At 54.1% G+C, this 16,282-nt stretch carries 14 protein-coding genes; 7 read left to right on the top strand and 7 right to left on the bottom strand.

Annotated elements, in window-relative coordinates; genetic code table 11:
- The first annotated feature begins 123 nt into the window (after positions 1-123).
- Together amiA and hemF are read left to right on the top strand one after the other, a co-directional pair.
- Entirely contained in the window at positions 124-993 is an 870-nt protein-coding gene (amiA, locus tag KP80_RS04255) for an N-acetylmuramoyl-L-alanine amidase AmiA (RefSeq protein WP_052282345.1), read from the top strand.
- Positions 993-1,892, top strand: coding sequence for an oxygen-dependent coproporphyrinogen oxidase (hemF, locus tag KP80_RS04250; protein WP_052282344.1), 900 nt, complete (start codon positions 993-995; stop codon positions 1,890-1,892). The genes amiA and hemF overlap by 1 nt, the downstream gene beginning before the upstream one ends.
- A 56-nt stretch (positions 1,893-1,948) precedes the next feature.
- Here the strand turns inward: hemF and maeB are convergent, their stop codons facing one another.
- Both maeB and KP80_RS04240 read right to left on the bottom strand, forming a co-directional pair.
- A complete protein-coding gene (maeB, locus tag KP80_RS04245) occupies positions 1,949-4,228 on the bottom strand; it encodes an NADP-dependent oxaloacetate-decarboxylating malate dehydrogenase (protein ID WP_052282343.1) in 2,280 nt (759 codons plus the stop codon).
- 245 nt (positions 4,229-4,473) lie between these two features.
- A complete protein-coding gene (locus tag KP80_RS04240) occupies positions 4,474-5,385 on the bottom strand; it encodes a LysR family transcriptional regulator (protein ID WP_052282342.1) in 912 nt (303 codons plus the stop codon).
- 227 nt (positions 5,386-5,612) lie between these two features.
- Here KP80_RS04240 and KP80_RS04235 point away from each other — a divergent pair, with 227 nt between their 5' ends.
- A complete protein-coding gene (locus tag KP80_RS04235; protein ID WP_052282341.1) occupies positions 5,613-5,939 on the top strand; it encodes an EthD family reductase in 327 nt (108 codons plus the stop codon).
- Here KP80_RS04235 and KP80_RS04230 read toward each other — a convergent pair.
- From KP80_RS04230 to aegA, 3 genes are all read right to left on the bottom strand, one after another.
- Entirely contained in the window at positions 5,936-6,985 is a 1,050-nt protein-coding gene (locus KP80_RS04230) for a DUF1176 domain-containing protein (RefSeq protein WP_052282340.1), read from the bottom strand. The two genes, KP80_RS04235 and KP80_RS04230, sit on opposite strands and share 4 nt — an antisense overlap.
- A 105-nt stretch (positions 6,986-7,090) precedes the next feature.
- A complete protein-coding gene (gene nudK, locus KP80_RS04225) occupies positions 7,091-7,666 on the bottom strand; it encodes a GDP-mannose pyrophosphatase NudK (protein WP_052282339.1) in 576 nt (191 codons plus the stop codon).
- 58 nt (positions 7,667-7,724) lie between these two features.
- Positions 7,725-9,707 (bottom strand): formate-dependent uric acid utilization protein AegA, encoded by a 1,983-nt coding sequence (aegA, locus tag KP80_RS04220; RefSeq protein WP_052282338.1) that lies wholly within the window; start codon positions 9,705-9,707, stop codon positions 7,725-7,727.
- Between the two features lie 327 nt (positions 9,708-10,034).
- Here aegA and acrD point away from each other — a divergent pair, with 327 nt between their 5' ends.
- Positions 10,035-13,148, top strand: coding sequence for a multidrug efflux RND transporter permease AcrD (gene acrD / locus KP80_RS04215; RefSeq protein ID WP_052282337.1), 3,114 nt, complete (start codon positions 10,035-10,037; stop codon positions 13,146-13,148).
- Between the two features lie 122 nt (positions 13,149-13,270).
- On the opposite strand, the gene ypfM is transcribed toward acrD, so the two are convergent.
- On the bottom strand, positions 13,271-13,330 hold the full coding sequence (gene ypfM / locus KP80_RS23015) for a protein YpfM (protein WP_001386977.1): 60 nt from the start codon (positions 13,328-13,330) through the stop codon (positions 13,271-13,273).
- 357 nt (positions 13,331-13,687) lie between these two features.
- Between ypfM and KP80_RS04210 the strand changes: the two genes are divergently transcribed.
- Genes KP80_RS04210 through KP80_RS04200 form a run of 3 tightly spaced genes read left to right on the top strand, consistent with a single transcriptional unit; the run spans position 13,688 to position 15,459 of the window.
- Entirely contained in the window at positions 13,688-14,047 is a 360-nt protein-coding gene (locus KP80_RS04210) for an ArsC family reductase (protein ID WP_052282336.1), read from the top strand.
- A 54-nt stretch (positions 14,048-14,101) separates the two neighbouring features.
- Entirely contained in the window at positions 14,102-15,229 is a 1,128-nt protein-coding gene (gene dapE, locus KP80_RS04205; RefSeq protein WP_052282335.1) for a succinyl-diaminopimelate desuccinylase, read from the top strand.
- A gap of 29 nt (positions 15,230-15,258) precedes the next feature.
- A complete protein-coding gene (locus tag KP80_RS04200) occupies positions 15,259-15,459 on the top strand; it encodes a YpfN family protein (RefSeq protein WP_052282334.1) in 201 nt (66 codons plus the stop codon).
- 80 nt (positions 15,460-15,539) lie between these two features.
- Here the strand turns inward: KP80_RS04200 and ypfH are convergent, their stop codons facing one another.
- Positions 15,540-16,238: an esterase gene (gene ypfH, locus KP80_RS04195; RefSeq protein ID WP_052282377.1), complete on the bottom strand. Its 699-nt coding sequence runs from the start codon at positions 16,236-16,238 to the stop codon at positions 15,540-15,542.
- Positions 16,239-16,282: the final 44 nt, after the last annotated feature.

Below are 16,282 nucleotides of genomic sequence, written 5' to 3'. Positions count from 1 at the left end.
GGCATAATAAGGTACAGACACGTATTGAAATGAAAAGTAAAACAATTCTCATCACGAGCAGTCGTAACGGAATACGCGATACGATATAACATATAGATTCTTGTTTTTACAACTCAGGCCGGAATGAGCACTTTTAAACCTTTAAAAACACTGACTTCGCGCCGACAGGTGCTAAAAGCCGGATTGGCTGCGCTAACATTGTCCGGTATTGCCGCTCAGGCAGCGGCAAAAGAAGCCCCATTAAAAACCGCCAATAGCCACAGTAAACCTGCTAAAAAATCGTCAAACCGACGCCTGGTGATGCTCGATCCCGGCCACGGCGGTATTGATACCGGCGCGATTGGCCACGGTGGCTCTAAAGAAAAACACGTGGTTCTGGCGATTGCCAAAAACGTGCGGGCGATTTTGCAAAAAAACGGTATCGACGCCAAACTGACGCGATCCGGCGACACTTTTATTCCGCTGTATGACCGGGTTGAAATTGCCCATAAGCACGGCGCCGATCTGTTTATGTCGATTCACGCTGACGGTTTTACCAATCCGTCCGCCGCTGGAGCATCCGTTTTTGCCCTTTCGAACCGTGGTGCCAGTAGCGCCATGGCGAAATACCTGTCGGATAAAGAGAACGCCGTGGATGAACTGGCGGGTAAAAAAGCCAAGGACAAAGATCATCTGCTGCAACAGGTACTGTTCGACCTGGTGCAAACTGACACCATCAAAAACAGCCTGACGCTCGGCTCGCATGTTCTAAAGAATATTAAGCCAGTGCATAAGCTGCACAGCAAAGGCACAGAACAGGCGGCGTTTGTGGTGCTGAAATCGCCGTCCATTCCGTCAGTCCTCGTAGAGACGTCGTTTATTACCAACCCGGCCGAAGAACGCCTGCTGGGCACTGCCGCTTTCCGACAGAAAATTGCTAATGCTATTGCTTCCGGCATCATCAGCTACTTCCACTGGTTTGATAACCAGAAAGCGCACGCCAGGAAACGCTAATGACCATTGACGTTCAACAAATCAAAGCGTTCTTGCTCAAGCTCCAGGATGATATCTGTCAGCAGCTTGCCGCGGTGGACGGCGGTGCCTTTATTGAAGATAACTGGCAGCGTGAAGCAGGCGGCGGTGGTCGCAGCCGCGTGCTGCGAGACGGTGCGGTGTTTGAGCAGGCGGGAGTCAATTTCTCTCACGTTCATGGCGATGCGATGCCCGCTTCTGCTACTGCGCACCGCCCCGAGCTGGCGGGCCGTAGTTTTGAAGCCATGGGGGTTTCGCTGGTTGTGCATCCGCGTAACCCATACGTCCCGACCAGCCATGCCAACGTGCGGTTTTTCATTGCTGAAAAACCGGGAGCCGAACCGGTGTGGTGGTTTGGCGGCGGCTTTGATTTAACCCCCTACTACGGGTTTACCGAGGATGCCGTTCACTGGCATACCACCGCGCGTGGCCTGTGTCAGCCCTTCGGCGATGACGTCTATCCGCGCTATAAAAAGTGGTGCGACGACTATTTTTATCTCAAACATCGCAACGAACAACGCGGCATTGGCGGTCTGTTCTTTGACGATCTCAATACGCCGGATTTCGCTCAATGCTTTAGCTTTATGCAGGCTGTTGGCACGGGCTTTACCGAGGCCTACTTGCCTATCGTCAACCGCCGCAAAGCGATGGCGTACGGCGAGCGCGAACGAGAGTTCCAGCTTTACCGCCGCGGGCGTTACGTTGAGTTCAATCTGGTGTGGGATCGCGGGACGCTGTTCGGCCTGCAAACCGGTGGGCGCACGGAGTCGATATTAATGTCGATGCCGCCGCTGGTGCGCTGGGAGTATAACTACCAACCGGAAGACGGTAGCCCGGAAGCGGCACTGGATGAGTTTATAAAAGTCAAAGAGTGGGTCTAAGCGGAGCCGCTCACAGCAGCGAAGAAGAAAGCCCCGGATGTCCGGGGCTTTTTGTTTTACAGCGGCTGCGTCTGCGCTTCAACCACCGCCAGCGCGACCATATTGACGATACGACGAACGGAGGCAATCGGCGTCAGCACATGCACCGGCTTCGCTACGCCCATCAGTACCGGCCCAACGGTCACGCCTTCCGCACTGGAAACGCGCAGCAAGTTGTAGCTGATACGCGCCGCTTCCATATTCGGCATCACCAGAATATTAGCGGAGCCTTTCAGCGGGCTGTCCGGCATCCGGTCGTTGCGGATGCTCTCAACCAACGCGGCATCGCCGTGCATTTCACCATCAATCATCAGCTCAGGCGCACGCGCTTTCACCAGCTCTAACGCATCGCGCATTTTGCTGGCCGATGGGCAATCGGAAGAGCCAAAGTTGGAGTGTGACAGCAGCGCGACGCGCGGCTCGATACCGAAACGACGCACGGTTTCTGCCGCCATCAGAGTGATTTCAGCAATCTCATCCGGCGTCGGGTCGTTATTGACGTAGGTATCAGCAATGAAGGTGTTACCGCTTGGCAGCAGCAGCGCATTCATGGCTCCGGCGGTGTGGACACCATCACGGTAGCCGAACAGCGGCTTAATCACTTTAAAGTGCTCGTGGTAGTCACCGATGGTGCCGCAGATCATCCCATCCGCCTCACCGCGCTGAACCATGATGGCGCCGATGGCGGTAGTGTTACTGATCATCTCACGCTGCGCCTGCTCTTGCGTAATGCCGCGGCGCTTCATCAGACTGTAGTATTCCTGCCAGTACTCTTTAAAGCGTGGGTCCGACTCATTGTTGACGATTTCAAAATCGACGCCCGGCTTAATCTGCAGGCCCAATTTCTGGATACGCATCTCAATGACGCTCGGGCGACCAATCAGAATCGGTTTCGCCAGGCCCAGCGTCACCAGTTCCTGCGTCGCGTGCAGTACGCGGTTGTCTTCACCTTCTGCCAGCACGATACGTTTTGGCTCTTTACGTGCCTGAGAGAAAATCGGTTTCATGAACAGGTTGGTTTTATAAACGAACTCGCTCAGTTTCTCGATATAGGCATCAAAATCGGCAATCGGGCGATTCGCCACGCCGGAGTCCATCGCCGCTTTCGCGACCGCTGGGGCGATCTTAACGATCAGGCGTGGATCGAACGGTTTAGGAATGATGTATTCCGGGCCAAAGCTCAGATCCTGGTCACCGTATGCCGAGGCCACAACTTCGCTCTGCTCGGCATGCGCCAGTTCAGCAATCGCGTGAACGGCCGCCAGCTTCATCTCTTCGTTAATCGCCGTGGCACCAACGTCCAGCGCGCCGCGGAAGATGAACGGGAAGCACAGTACGTTGTTCACCTGGTTTGGATAGTCCGAGCGACCGGTACAGATAATGGCGTCCGGGCGCACTTCTTTCGCCAGAGGCGGCAGAATTTCCGGTTCCGGGTTAGCCAGCGCCAGAATCATCGGCGCGCGCGCCATCTTCTTAACCATCTCCTGAGTCAGCACTTTCGGGCCGGAGCAGCCGAGGAAGATATCGGCATCAGCAATGACATCGTCCAGCGTACGTTTACCGTCATCCTGCACCGCGTAGGCAGCTTTGGTTTCGGCCATGTTCGGCTCACGGCCTTCGTAGATAACGCCTTTCGAGTCGCAGACCACAATATTGTGTTTCTGCATGCCCAGCGCCACCAGCAGGTTCATACAGGCAATCGCCGCCGCCCCCGCACCGGACACCACCATCCGCACATCGGAGATGTTCTTCTCGACCACGCGCAGGCCGTTGAGGATAGCCGCAGTACTGATGATCGCCGTACCGTGCTGATCGTCGTGGAACACCGGAATATTCATGCGTTCACGCAGCTTCTGCTCAATGTAGAAACATTCCGGCGCTTTAATGTCTTCAAGGTTGATACCGCCAAACGTCGGCTCAAGCGCCGCAACGACATCAATAAATTTGTCAGGATTCAGTTCGTCCACTTCGATATCAAATACATCGATACCGGCGAATTTCTTGAACAAAACGCCCTTGCCTTCCATAACCGGTTTACCGGCCAACGCGCCGATATTACCTAAACCCAGTACGGCAGTACCGTTTGATACCACCGCCACCAGGTTTCCGCGCGCCGTATATTTATACGCCGCCAGCGGGTCTTTTTCGATTTCCAGACACGGTGCCGCAACGCCCGGCGAGTAGGCCAGCGCCAGATCGCGCTGAGTCGCTAACGGCTTGGTTGGCACTACCTGAATTTTTCCTGGAATGGGGAATTCATGAAAATCGAGGGCACTTTGTTTTAATTGGTCGTCCATTTAGGGTTCCTTTCACGTATCGAACTAAAAGGGTGAAGCGCAATGACGTTCCTGATGCACTCCCGAAGGAAGCGCCTAGTATCGCCTTTGACCGCCCGGTAAACTTTGAAGGCCGCCATACTCTTGCGAACACGCCATGTTTTGTTATTGATTTATTGTTCGTATGTTATCAATTATCGCTAGCAAGATCATGATTTCCCGATATGCTTTTTTGTTATGCCGCCCATAACTAAACTGACATGGCGTTAATCCAGTTGCCCCTCCTCTGCCGCGCGAATAAGCGTATCCACGACATAGCGTATTTTCGGCAGCGGCTGACGCGCTTTCGGCCATACGGCGCTGATGGGCATTTCACCGCCGGCATAATCCGCAAGAACCTCCACTAATTCACCGCGCTGCAAATGTTCCCCCACCAGCCAGCGAGGGAGCTGAGAGAGGCCACATCCCGCCAGCGTCGCCGCAAGCATGGCGTCACCGTCAGCAAACTCGTACGTTGCTGGTGGCGTCACGCGAACCGTCGGCCCATTCGTCTCCTTGAACAACCAGGAAACAGGCTGATGACGACGCAAGCCGACAACGCATTGATGTTCAGAGATTTCGTCAGGAATTTTGGGCCCAGCATTGCGCTGGAGATACGCGGGCGCCGCGCAAATAACCAGCTTCTGCGTCGTTAAACGCCTGGCCACCAGGCCACTGCTATCTGCCAGTTCGCCAATCCGCACCACCAGATCGATGCCTTCTTCAATGAGGTCAACAAAACGCTCACTGAAGGTAACGGTGAGGGTTAACGCCGGGAATTGGCGAACAATAGGCAGCAAAATTGGCAGGATACGCTGTCGGCCAAATGCGGAAGGCAGATCAACACGCAGGCGTCCCGCGGGCTGTACAACGTGCGAAGTCAGCTCCACTTCGGCCTGTTCAAGAATATCGATAGCCTGCTGGCAACGAGACAAAAATGTTTCACCATCCGGCGTCAGGCTTAAGCGCCGCGTTGAGCGATGAAACAGCTTAAGCCCTAAACGTATTTCAAGGCGGCTAACGCTTTTTCCTACGGCGGACTTGGTTAGCCCTAGCCGTTCAGCCGCCGCAGTAAAACTTCCCAGCTGTGCCGTCGTCACAAAGGCCGTGATCCCGCCCAGATTATCTGTTGTACGCATGATGAAGAGCCTACTGAATAAGAAATCACTAAGCTGTACCGCATTGGAGTATTTATGTCTACAAAGTTGCGACATAACCCCGGTTTATCACTCTTATTAAATCAATCATAGTATGCCGCATGATGACGCGCCCTCATCATGTGGCAAAGCGGGTACGTTAAGCCATCATCTTAAATTATTAAATTAATCATGATGTTAATACATCATTACCAACAGTGGAGTAAGCGATGACAACGGCAAACGGGTTTAAACATGTCGGCCTGCTGACGAAGAAAGAGGGGCAGAGTTTCGAGGAGTTTTTGGCGCACTGGCAGGAGGTGCACAGCAAAATCGCCCTTGAGCTACCGGGGCTGCGTGGCTATGTGTTGAATCCTATCGACAGAAGAATCTATCCAGACTCCCCTATCGATGGCTTCTCAGAACTGTGGTTTGATTCCCTCGACGCGGCGATAGCGGCTTTTGACTCCTCGGTTGGGCAGAAAGCCTTCGCCGATGTGCCCAATTTTGCCGACCACGTCGCGGTGACCTACATTACGGAAGTCAGGAAACGTTAACCAGAGACCCACTGCGTCGCCCAGGCATCCGCTCCCTGCCAGTTATCGCACTGCGGCTGTGCGGCGTAGCGCGCCAGGCGAAAACGCTGGCCGTCAAAACGCCAGCGCGTCTGGACGCCGCAATCGCCTAGCCCGCGCCCTTTCTCCAACGTAATGAGCTCGCGACTTTTTTCATTGAAGGTCAGATTCATCAGTTCGATATCTCGCCCTTCGCGCCCACCTGGAAGGAAAGGCAAACGCAGCCGTATTGGTGTGGTGACGAACGGCTTTTTACGCGATACCAGCCACGCGCGATAAATGGTGTTGTAGGCACCGGACTCGCAGCTGGTCATCATTAGCGCTTTATCGTCGGTCAGGGCAGTTATCCACACTTCGCGACGCAGGGGATCCAGCGAGCACTGGTTGTTGTTCATTCGCCAGGTGCCAAAATCAAGCAAATCGTTGTATTCATCGTGACCCAGCGGCGTGGGAACGGGGTTCATCTTCGCGACTGATTTTAACGCTGGCGCGGGCGGTACACTCAGCGGTGGCTCGTCGCCTTTACGGATCCACGCAGTTTCATTGCCGACGCGCTTTTGCTGAGCATCAATAAACAGCAGCGCGGCTTTCAGTCCCTGCAGCGACATCACCTGCACGCCTTTCACCAGCGTAATCGCGCTCGCGTCCTGAATCTGCTGTAAGAAAGCATCAATCGTGACGCTGTCGCCGGTAGTGACCAGCTTTGGCTGGATCTTCCAGTGCTCGCCATCAAGCTTAAGCGGTTTGCCATCCAGCAACAGCCGTGGCTCGATGGCAGGCACCGCCGCTACCGGATTGACCAGTCCGCCCAACTCAATTCGCAGCTGCGCGTCGGTGTGCGCACCCGCGCTACGGCTCAGCGTCATGACCAAACCGTGGTGCAGGCCTACGTTTCGGGTCACGCAGAAATTCTGGTTATTGCAGGTGACTAACCAGTCGGAAAAAAGCTGCTGCGCCGGGGCCGCCCACGTCAACGACGTCGGGAGCAACCCGATGCAGAAGAATAAAAGGAAAACGCGGTAACGCATGGACGGTACTACCCCAGAAGAAAAAAGCATCAACTTACTGAGGGTATCTTCACCAGCGAGGCGGCAATGCTCAATCGGATTTGTCGGATTGAGCGTGGTTCTCATTTACGCCATCAGCCCCGAATTTTGCAGATATTGAAGTAAAATCACCGTCTTACCATCGCAAATTTCACCATTTTGAATCATTGTTAGCGCCTGGCTAAATGGCAGTTCCAGCACGTCAATCGCCTCATCCTCAACCCCGCCCCCGGCGTTCTCACGCAAACGGTCGTCATACTCAGCGATAAAGAAGTGGACGATTTCGGTCACGCCGCCCGGCGACATATACAGCTGAAAGACTTTACGTACGTTTTTCACCTGATAGCCGGTCTCTTCAATCGCCTCTTTGCGGATGCAATCTTCCGGCTCATCATCATCTAAAAGCCCCGCGCAGGTTTCAATCAGCATGCCGTCAGCATTGCCGTTCACCCAGGTGGCAACCCGAAACTGGCGCACCAACACCACGCTCTGTTTCTGGCGGTTGAACAGCAAAACGGTGGCACCATTACCGCGATCGTAGACTTCACGCTTATGCTGAACTATCTGCCCATCTCGCTGGGTTAAATCGTAGGTAATATTGCGCAGAACGAAGTAGTTCTCAGAAAGGATTTTGTCTTTGATGACGTTGATGTTAAGGGACATTCCGGCTCCACGGCGATAATACGGATGAACCATCTTACGCCGTGGAGCCGGGGGAACGTCAATGCGCGCGGGTGATTTTAACTTCCAGCCACTCGAGGATCCCCTGCGCCGCATGGCGGCCTTCCGCCATCGCGGTCACCACTAAATCCGCGCCTCGCACCGCATCTCCCCCCGCAAATATTTTCGGATTGCTGGTCTGATAACGGAACTGCGAATTGACATTCGCGCGAATACGGCCCCAATCGTCAACGTCAACGCCCTGTGCATTGAGCCACGGCATGCTGTGTGGATGGAAACCAAAGGCCATGATCACCGCATCGGCAGGCATCACGAACTCGCTGCCGGGAATGGGCGTTGGGCGGCGACGCCCATTGCTGTCAGGCTCACCAAGCTGAGTGCGTAGGAAGCGGATACCGCTCACGCGTCCCTCGCTATCCAGCTCAAGCGTCACTGGCTGCACGTTGAATTCAAATTCAGCGCCCTCTTCCTTCGCGTTTTTAACCTCTTTTTTCGAGCCCGGCATATTGGCTTCGTCGCGACGGTAGGCGCAGGTGACTTTCAGCGCACCGTGGCGCAGTGCGGTACGCACGCAGTCCATTGCCGTATCGCCACCGCCAAGCACCACCACATTCAGACCTTTGGTGTCGATATACGGCTCATCGGGCTGCTCGCCCAGGCCCATGACATTTTTGGTGTTGGCAATCAGGAACGGCAGCGCATCGTAGACACCCGGCGCATCTTCGTTAGGCAGATCGGCTTTCATCGAACGGTAAGTACCAACGCCCACGAATACCGCGTCGTACTCTTCCAACAGCGTGCTGAGCATGATGTCTTTGCCAATCTCGCAGTTGAGCTCAAAGCGAATGCCCATGTCGCTAAAAATCTCGCGGCGGCGGGCCATCAGCGATTTATCCAGCTTGAAGGCTGGGATGCCGAAGGTCAGCAGACCACCGATTTCCGGATGGCGATCAAATACAACGGGCTCAACGCCCTGGCGCACCAGAATATCCGCGCAGGCAAGCCCTGCAGGCCCCGCACCAATAATCGCCACACGCTTACCGCTGCTGACCACATTGCCGATGGTCGGGCGCCAGCCTTTGGCCAGCGCGCGATCGGAAATATAGCGTTCAATATTGCCTATGGTGACCGCTCCGTGCTCGTCGCGGATAGTGCAGGCGCCTTCACAAAGCCTGTCCTGCGGGCACACCCGCCCGGTAATCTCCGGCAGCGGGTTGGTTTGGTGCGAAAGCTCTACCGCCCCGTCGATATCTCCGGCATTAACCCGTTCAATCCACTGAGGAATATGATTATGCAGCGGGCAGGTCCACTCACAGATGCTGTGCTCACCGCAGGTCAGGCATCGCGATGACGCCTGCTGCGCCTGCTCTTCCTGGAGTGGCAGATAAATTTCGGCAAAGCCGGTTTTTCGTGCCGCCAGATTCAGCTTATCTGCCTCACCGCGCGGAGGCGTTGCCGCCATCTGCTGGACCTTGCTACGAAGCATCTTTGGAGCAATGGCGAGGGTATCGCTGTGCCACGGCTGCGCCTCACGGCAGGCAGTTTGCAGGCGACGCGCGCTGGCGATATTCGTGAGCTGTTGGCTGGTCATTAATTGCAGCGCGTCGGCGGGACAATTTGCCACGCACGCCGGGCCCGCAGGGCGATCATGGCAAAGATCGCATTTATGGGCGCTGGCTTTGACTCGCCCATCTTTCGCTGGCGTCAGGACAATTTGCATTGTGCCAAAGGGACAGGCGACGACGCAGGACTTGCAGCCAATACACTTCGCCTGATCGACGAGAATAGCGTCATCGGCCTGACGTATCGCACCATTTGGACAGCTCCGCGCACAGGGCGCATCTTCACAATGGTGGCAGGTTGCGGCGCCACGCTGGTTGTTCATCTTGACAACCGTAATCCGCGGAACAAACTGTGATACGTTCAGGACATGCTGTTCCTGGTTATGCGACATTACGCAGGCAACTTCACATGCCTTACATCCAATACATTTTTGGCTATCTACCCGAATAAAACGGTTCATACGTTCTCAGCCTATGGTTAAAAAACCTTATATTTATAAGACCTATTTATTAGCCGAGGAGCCCCCGTGCAGGCAATGTCCAATTGCCCAGAAACAACGACTATTTGTCTGTATGATGTGGCAGATCAATAAATTTCAGCTTAAATGAAATTACGTTTCATACATCCGTCGAAGGGCTGCGTAAGGATGCGCAAATCAACACGGTAAAGCGGCACGATAATTTACATTATCTCCTTTTTTTCTCCACGTTTGCTGACAGCCATACGGCTACAGTGTTTGACGCAAATCAGTACATATAAAAATGAATAACATGAGGTCCGGATCCTGATGGCGAATTTCTTTATTGATCGCCCCATTTTTGCCTGGGTGCTGGCAATCTTATTGTGCCTGACCGGTACGCTGGCTATTTTTTCATTACCCGTTGAGCAATATCCTGACCTCGCACCGCCCAATGTGCGCGTGACCGCCAACTATCCGGGGGCATCGGCGCAGACCCTGGAAAATACCGTCACTCAGGTTATCGAGCAGAACATGACCGGCATCGATAACCTGATGTATATGTCATCGCAGAGTAGCGCCACCGGCCAGGCCAGCATTACCTTGAGCTTTGTCGCAGGTACCGATCCGGATGAAGCCGTGCAGCAGGTGCAAAACCAACTGCAAACGGCCATGAACAAACTGCCGCAGGCGGTACAGACGCAGGGCGTTACGGTGCGTAAAACCGGCGATACCAACATTCTGACCATCGCTTTCGTCTCCACCGACGGCAGTATGGATAAGCAAGATATCTCCGATTATGTCGCCAGTAACATTCAGGATCCCATCAGCCGCGTGGACGGCGTGGGTGATATCGACGCCTATGGCTCCCAGTACTCCATGCGTATCTGGCTCGATCCGGCCAAACTCAACAGTTTCCAGCTCACCGCAGCGGATGTCACTAACGCCATCAAATCCCAGAACGCGCAGATTGCAGTCGGCCAGCTAGGCGGTACACCTTCGGTTGATAATCAGGCGCTGAACGCCACCATCAATGCGCAGTCATTGCTGCAAACACCTGAGGAATTTCGTGATATTACCCTGCGCGTAAACCAGGATGGTTCACAGGTGACGCTGGGCGATGTCGCCACGGTTGAGATGGGTGCAGAAAAATACGATTACCTCAGCCGCTATAACCGCAACCCTGCGTCTGGCCTGGGTATTAAGCTGGCGTCCGGCGCGAATGAAATGGCTACCGCCGAGCGTGTTATCCAGCGTCTGGATGAACTCAAGCAGTACTTCCCGCACGGGCTGGAATACAAAGTGGCCTACGAGACTACCTCATTCGTCAAAGCATCCATCAAAGACGTAGTCAAAACGCTGCTGGAAGCGGTGCTGCTAGTGTTCCTGGTGATGTATCTGTTCTTGCAGAACTTCCGCGCTACCTTAATTCCTACGGTCGCCGTCCCGGTGGTGCTGATGGGGACATTCTCTGTCCTCTACGCCTTCGGCTACAGCATAAACACCCTGACGATGTTCGCGATGGTCCTCGCTATCGGATTATTAGTGGATGACGCCATCGTGGTCGTCGAAAACGTCGAACGCATAATGAGTAGTGAAGGGCTCACGCCAAGGCAGGCTACGCGTAAATCGATGGGGCAAATTCAGGGCGCTCTGGTGGGCATCGCTATGGTACTGTCGGCGGTGTTTATTCCGATGGCCTTCTTTGGCGGCACCACCGGGGCAATTTATCGTCAGTTCTCGATAACCATCGTATCGGCAATGGTGCTCTCGGTGCTGGTGGCAATGATTCTGACTCCGGCGCTGTGCGCCACTCTCCTGAAACCTATCCATAAAGGCGAAACGCACGGGACCAAAGGCTTCTTCGGCTGGTTTAACCGTAAGTTTGATGCCAGTTCGCATCGTTATGAATCAGGCGTGGCCAAAATTCTGCAGCGCAGCGTGCGCTGGATGTTGATTTATGTGCTGCTCTTAGGTGGCATGGTGTTTCTGTTCCTGCGCCTGCCCTCTTCTTTCTTACCGCTGGAAGATCGGGGGATGTTTACCACCTCCGTGCAGTTGCCAAGCGGCTCAACTCAGCAACAGACACTCAAGGTTGTTGAACAGGTTGAAGACTATTTCTTTAAAAACGAAAAAGACAATATCACCTCTATCTTCGCCACTATCGGTTCTGGACCCGGTGGTAATGGTCAGAACGTAGCGCGTATGTTCGTGCGTCTGAAGGACTGGGATGAACGTAACAGCACCACCGGAACGTCATTTGCCATTATTGAGCGCGCCACCAAGGCACTGAATAAAATTAAGGAAGCACGTGTTTTCGCCAGTAGCCCACCAGCGATTAGCGGTTTGGGCAGCTCTGCTGGTTTCGATATGGAATTACAGGACCACGCTGGAGCCGGGCACGACGCGCTCATGGCGGCACGCGACCAGCTGCTAGAACTGGCTAGCAAAGACCCACAGCTCACTCGTGTACGACACAACGGCCTTGATGATAGCCCGCAGCTACAGGTCGATATCGACCAGCGTAAGGCTCAGGCGCTGGGCGTTTCCATCGATGATATTAACGACACGCTGCAAACCGCATGGGGCTCAAGCTACGTAAACGACTTTATGGATCGTGGCCGCGTGAAAAAAGTGTACGTCCAGGCGGCGGCCAAATACCGCATGCTGCCGGATGACATCAATCAGTGGTATGTGCGCAATAACGCAGGCGAGATGGTGCCATTCTCTGCGTTTGCCACCTCACGCTGGGAAACCGGTTCGCCGCGTCTGGAACGCTATAACGGTTATTCTGCGGTGGAAATCATTGGTGAAGCGGCACCGGGTGTCAGTACCGGGACCGCCATGGATGTCATGCAGAACTTAGTGCAACAGCTGCCGACCGGCTTTGGCCTGGAATGGACGGCAATGTCCTACCAGGAACGCCTCTCCGGCGCGCAGGCCCCGGCGCTGTATGCCATTTCGCTGCTGGTCGTCTTCCTGTGCCTGGCCGCTCTATATGAAAGCTGGTCTGTACCGTTCTCTGTGATGTTAGTGGTTCCGCTGGGGGTTATCGGCGCGCTGCTGGCGACCTGGATGCGCGGGTTGGAAAACGATGTCTACTTCCAGGTCGGGCTGCTCACGGTTATCGGGCTATCGGCGAAGAACGCCATTCTGATCGTGGAATTTGCTAACGAGCGAAACCAACAAGGTGAAGAGTTGATGTCGGCGACGCTCGAAGCCTGTCGTCAGCGTTTACGTCCGATACTGATGACTTCGCTGGCCTTTATCTTCGGCGTTCTGCCGATGGCGCTCACCACGGGTGCCGGCTCCGGCGGACAGCATGCGGTCGGCACCGGCGTGGTAGGTGGGATGGTATCAGCCACAATCCTGGCGATATTCTTCGTCCCGCTGTTCTTCGTACTGGTACGCCGGCGCTTCCCGCTAAAAGAGAAGCCGGAGTAAAAAACAAAAAGGCGACATATGAATGTCGCCTTTTTTCTTCTTTATGTGATTCACTACTCTGTACGACAACAACACCATCATGGTTATTGAAAGGACACAGCGCTTAATTCACATTGCTGAAATTATTTACGAAGCATCACTTCGATAAAGTCTTTCCAGTTCCCTAGTTCACGTTCGATCATAACTACCTCTCTTATTATTATGCGTATTTTACGTACTAATGTATGACCTGTGAATACGGTTTATCCGATTACTTTGATTACCTCTGCCAACATATGTTTACTGCTTGTGGCCACTATGGGCCGGAAGCTGGACATTTAATGTGACGCACAGCAACATTCTGAAATAGTTATGAAGATGTGAATCATATGATAATGATTTTAAGTAAGTCAATACGAAACCACTACAACTAAAGTTGTATATAGCATGATAAACTGAACGCTTTTCAACCGCTTTGCGCGACAAAAATTAAAACCAACGACGTGTAGAATAACGTGTATATTCGAACCCCCTAAAACCTGCTGATATAAAGGTGGAACATGACCATTCTCTATGGAATAAAGAACTGCGACACAATTAAAAAAGCCCGCCGTTGGTTGGATGACCATCAGGTTGAATATCGTTTTCATGATTATCGCGTCGATGGACTTTCACCTGAGCTACTGGCAACCTTTATTGCAGAACTGGGCTGGGAAGCGCTGCTGAATACCCGCGGCACCACCTGGCGTAAACTGGATGAAAGCGTTCGCACTTCGGTAAACAATGCCGAGGCCGCCGCCGCCCTGATGCTGGAAATGCCGGCGATCATCAAACGCCCATTGCTCTGCGCGCCAGCACAGCCTATGCTGCTGGGTTTTAGCGACGTCAGCTATAGCCAGTGGCTCGCGCAGACGCGCTAACGCCGTTCCCTGTTTTACTTTTTACAGATAACGAAAAATAACGAGGTCTAGTTTATGTCATGCCCAGTCATTGAGCTGGCTCAGCAGCTTATTCGCCGCCCTTCTCTTAGCCCAGATGACGCGGGCTGTCAGGCATTAATGATCGAGCGCCTGCGTGCGGTAGGATTCACTGTTGAACCGATGGATTTTGGTGATACCCAGAACTTCTGGGCATGGCGTGGCCAAGGGGAAACTCTGGCATTTGCAGGCCACACTGACGTGGTACCTGCGGGCGATGCCGATCGCTGGATCAATCCACCGTTTGAACCTACCATTCGCGACGGCATGCTGTTTGGCCGCGGCGCCGCCGACATGAAAGGCTCGCTGGCGGCTATGGTTATCGCCGCCGAGCGTTTTGTCGCCCAGCATCCGAACCACAAAGGTCGTCTGGCATTTCTCATCACCTCCGATGAAGAGGCCAGCGCAACAAACGGTACGGTGAAAGTGGTGGAAGCGCTGATGGCGCGCAACGAGCGCCTGGACTACTGTCTGGTGGGTGAACCATCCAGCACCGAAGTGGTGGGAGACGTGGTCAAAAACGGCCGTCGCGGTTCAATGACCTGCAACCTGACCATTCACGGCGTACAGGGGCATGTCGCCTACCCGCACCTGGCAGACAACCCGGTTCACCGCGCCGCGCCGTGGATGAACGAGCTGGTCTCTATTGAATGGGATAAAGGCAACGAATTTTTCCCACCTACCAGCATGCAGATTGCCAACATTAAGGCGGGTACCGGCAGTAACAACGTGATCCCAGGCGATCTGTTTGTTCAGTTTAACTTCCGTTTTAGCACCGAGCTGACGGATGAGATGATTAAAGCCCGCGTCATTGCACTGCTGGAAAAATATGAGCTGCGCTACACCCTCGACTGGTGGATCTCCGGGCAGCCGTTCCTGACCTCGCGCGGCAAGCTGGTGGATGCAGTGGTAAATGCCATCGCGCACTATAATGAAATAGAACCGCAGCTGCTGACCACCGGCGGTACCTCCGACGGGCGCTTTATTGCCCAGATGGGTGCACAGGTGGTCGAACTGGGGCCGGTGAACGCCACCATTCATAAAATTAATGAGTGCGTCAACGCCGCCGACCTGCAGATGCTGGCACGGATGTATCAACGGATAATGGAACAACTCGTCGCTTAAGGGCGTAACGATAAGTAAGGGGTATACGCATGGACTGGCTGACAAAATACTGGTGGATTCTGGTACTGGTGTTTCTGGTAGGGGTCATCATCAACGTGATTAAAGACCTTAACCGCGTCGATCATAAGAAGTTTCTCGCCAACAAGCCGGAGCTGCCGCCTCATCGCGACTGCAACGACAAGTGGGATGACGACGACGACTGGCCGAAGAAGGATCAGCCAAAGAAATAGTACGCGGCAGATACCGACGCCCCACAATGAAAACGGGCTACCGCAGTGGTAGCCCGTCTAAACTCGATAGCATCGAATTCCTACATCATTTCAATAACATCGTCATCTTTTGGCGTTCCGCCACTCAATGCTTCATCAAAATAGTGTTTCGGCACGGTATAACGCAGGTGGTCTAGCGCAAACTGCATGCTGCGATCGTCAATGGCGTGACCTAAATCGTCAACAATATCCAGCGTCACATCGCCGCCTGCTGCCAGAATCGCTTCCTGTCCCTTCACTGCCCAAGCCAGGTCAATCACTCTATCTTCACCGCCGTGAATCAAGTGTACGGTAGTGGCAGTGCTAGCCTTCTCCGGTAATGTGGCATAGCGACCGTTAAAGGCAATGACTCGCGAGGCCAGGTCAGGATCGGCCTTAACCGCTTCCAGCGACATAATCGCGCCCTGAGAGAAACCGATAAGCGCGGTTGCCTGCGGGCCTACACCGCTTTGCTTTTGCCAGTAACGCACCGTTTCGATAAAGGTCGGCATGATTGCATCAACGCGCGCCTGACGGTTTTCTTCCGTCACACCCTGCACAGAGAACCACTGGCGGCCCGGAGCCGGTCCGCACGGCTCGGCTCCGCCGACGCTAACAACGAGCGCGTCCGGGAACAACGGCGCAAACCAGCTGCCGATTTGTCCCATTGCCACCGGATTATCGCCCACGCCATGAAACAACAGCAGCAGCTGTTGAGCGGGCTTCGCGGGGCTTTGAACAACAAAATGATCGTGTGTCATGGCTGTCTCCTTGGTTTTGTCGGTCAGTTTACGCCGCACCAGAA

Source organism: Kluyvera genomosp. 1, assembly GCF_001266615.1.
GTDB lineage: Bacteria > Pseudomonadota > Gammaproteobacteria > Enterobacterales > Enterobacteriaceae > Kluyvera > Kluyvera cryocrescens_A.
This window is presented reverse-complemented; position numbering and strand designations above follow the sequence as displayed.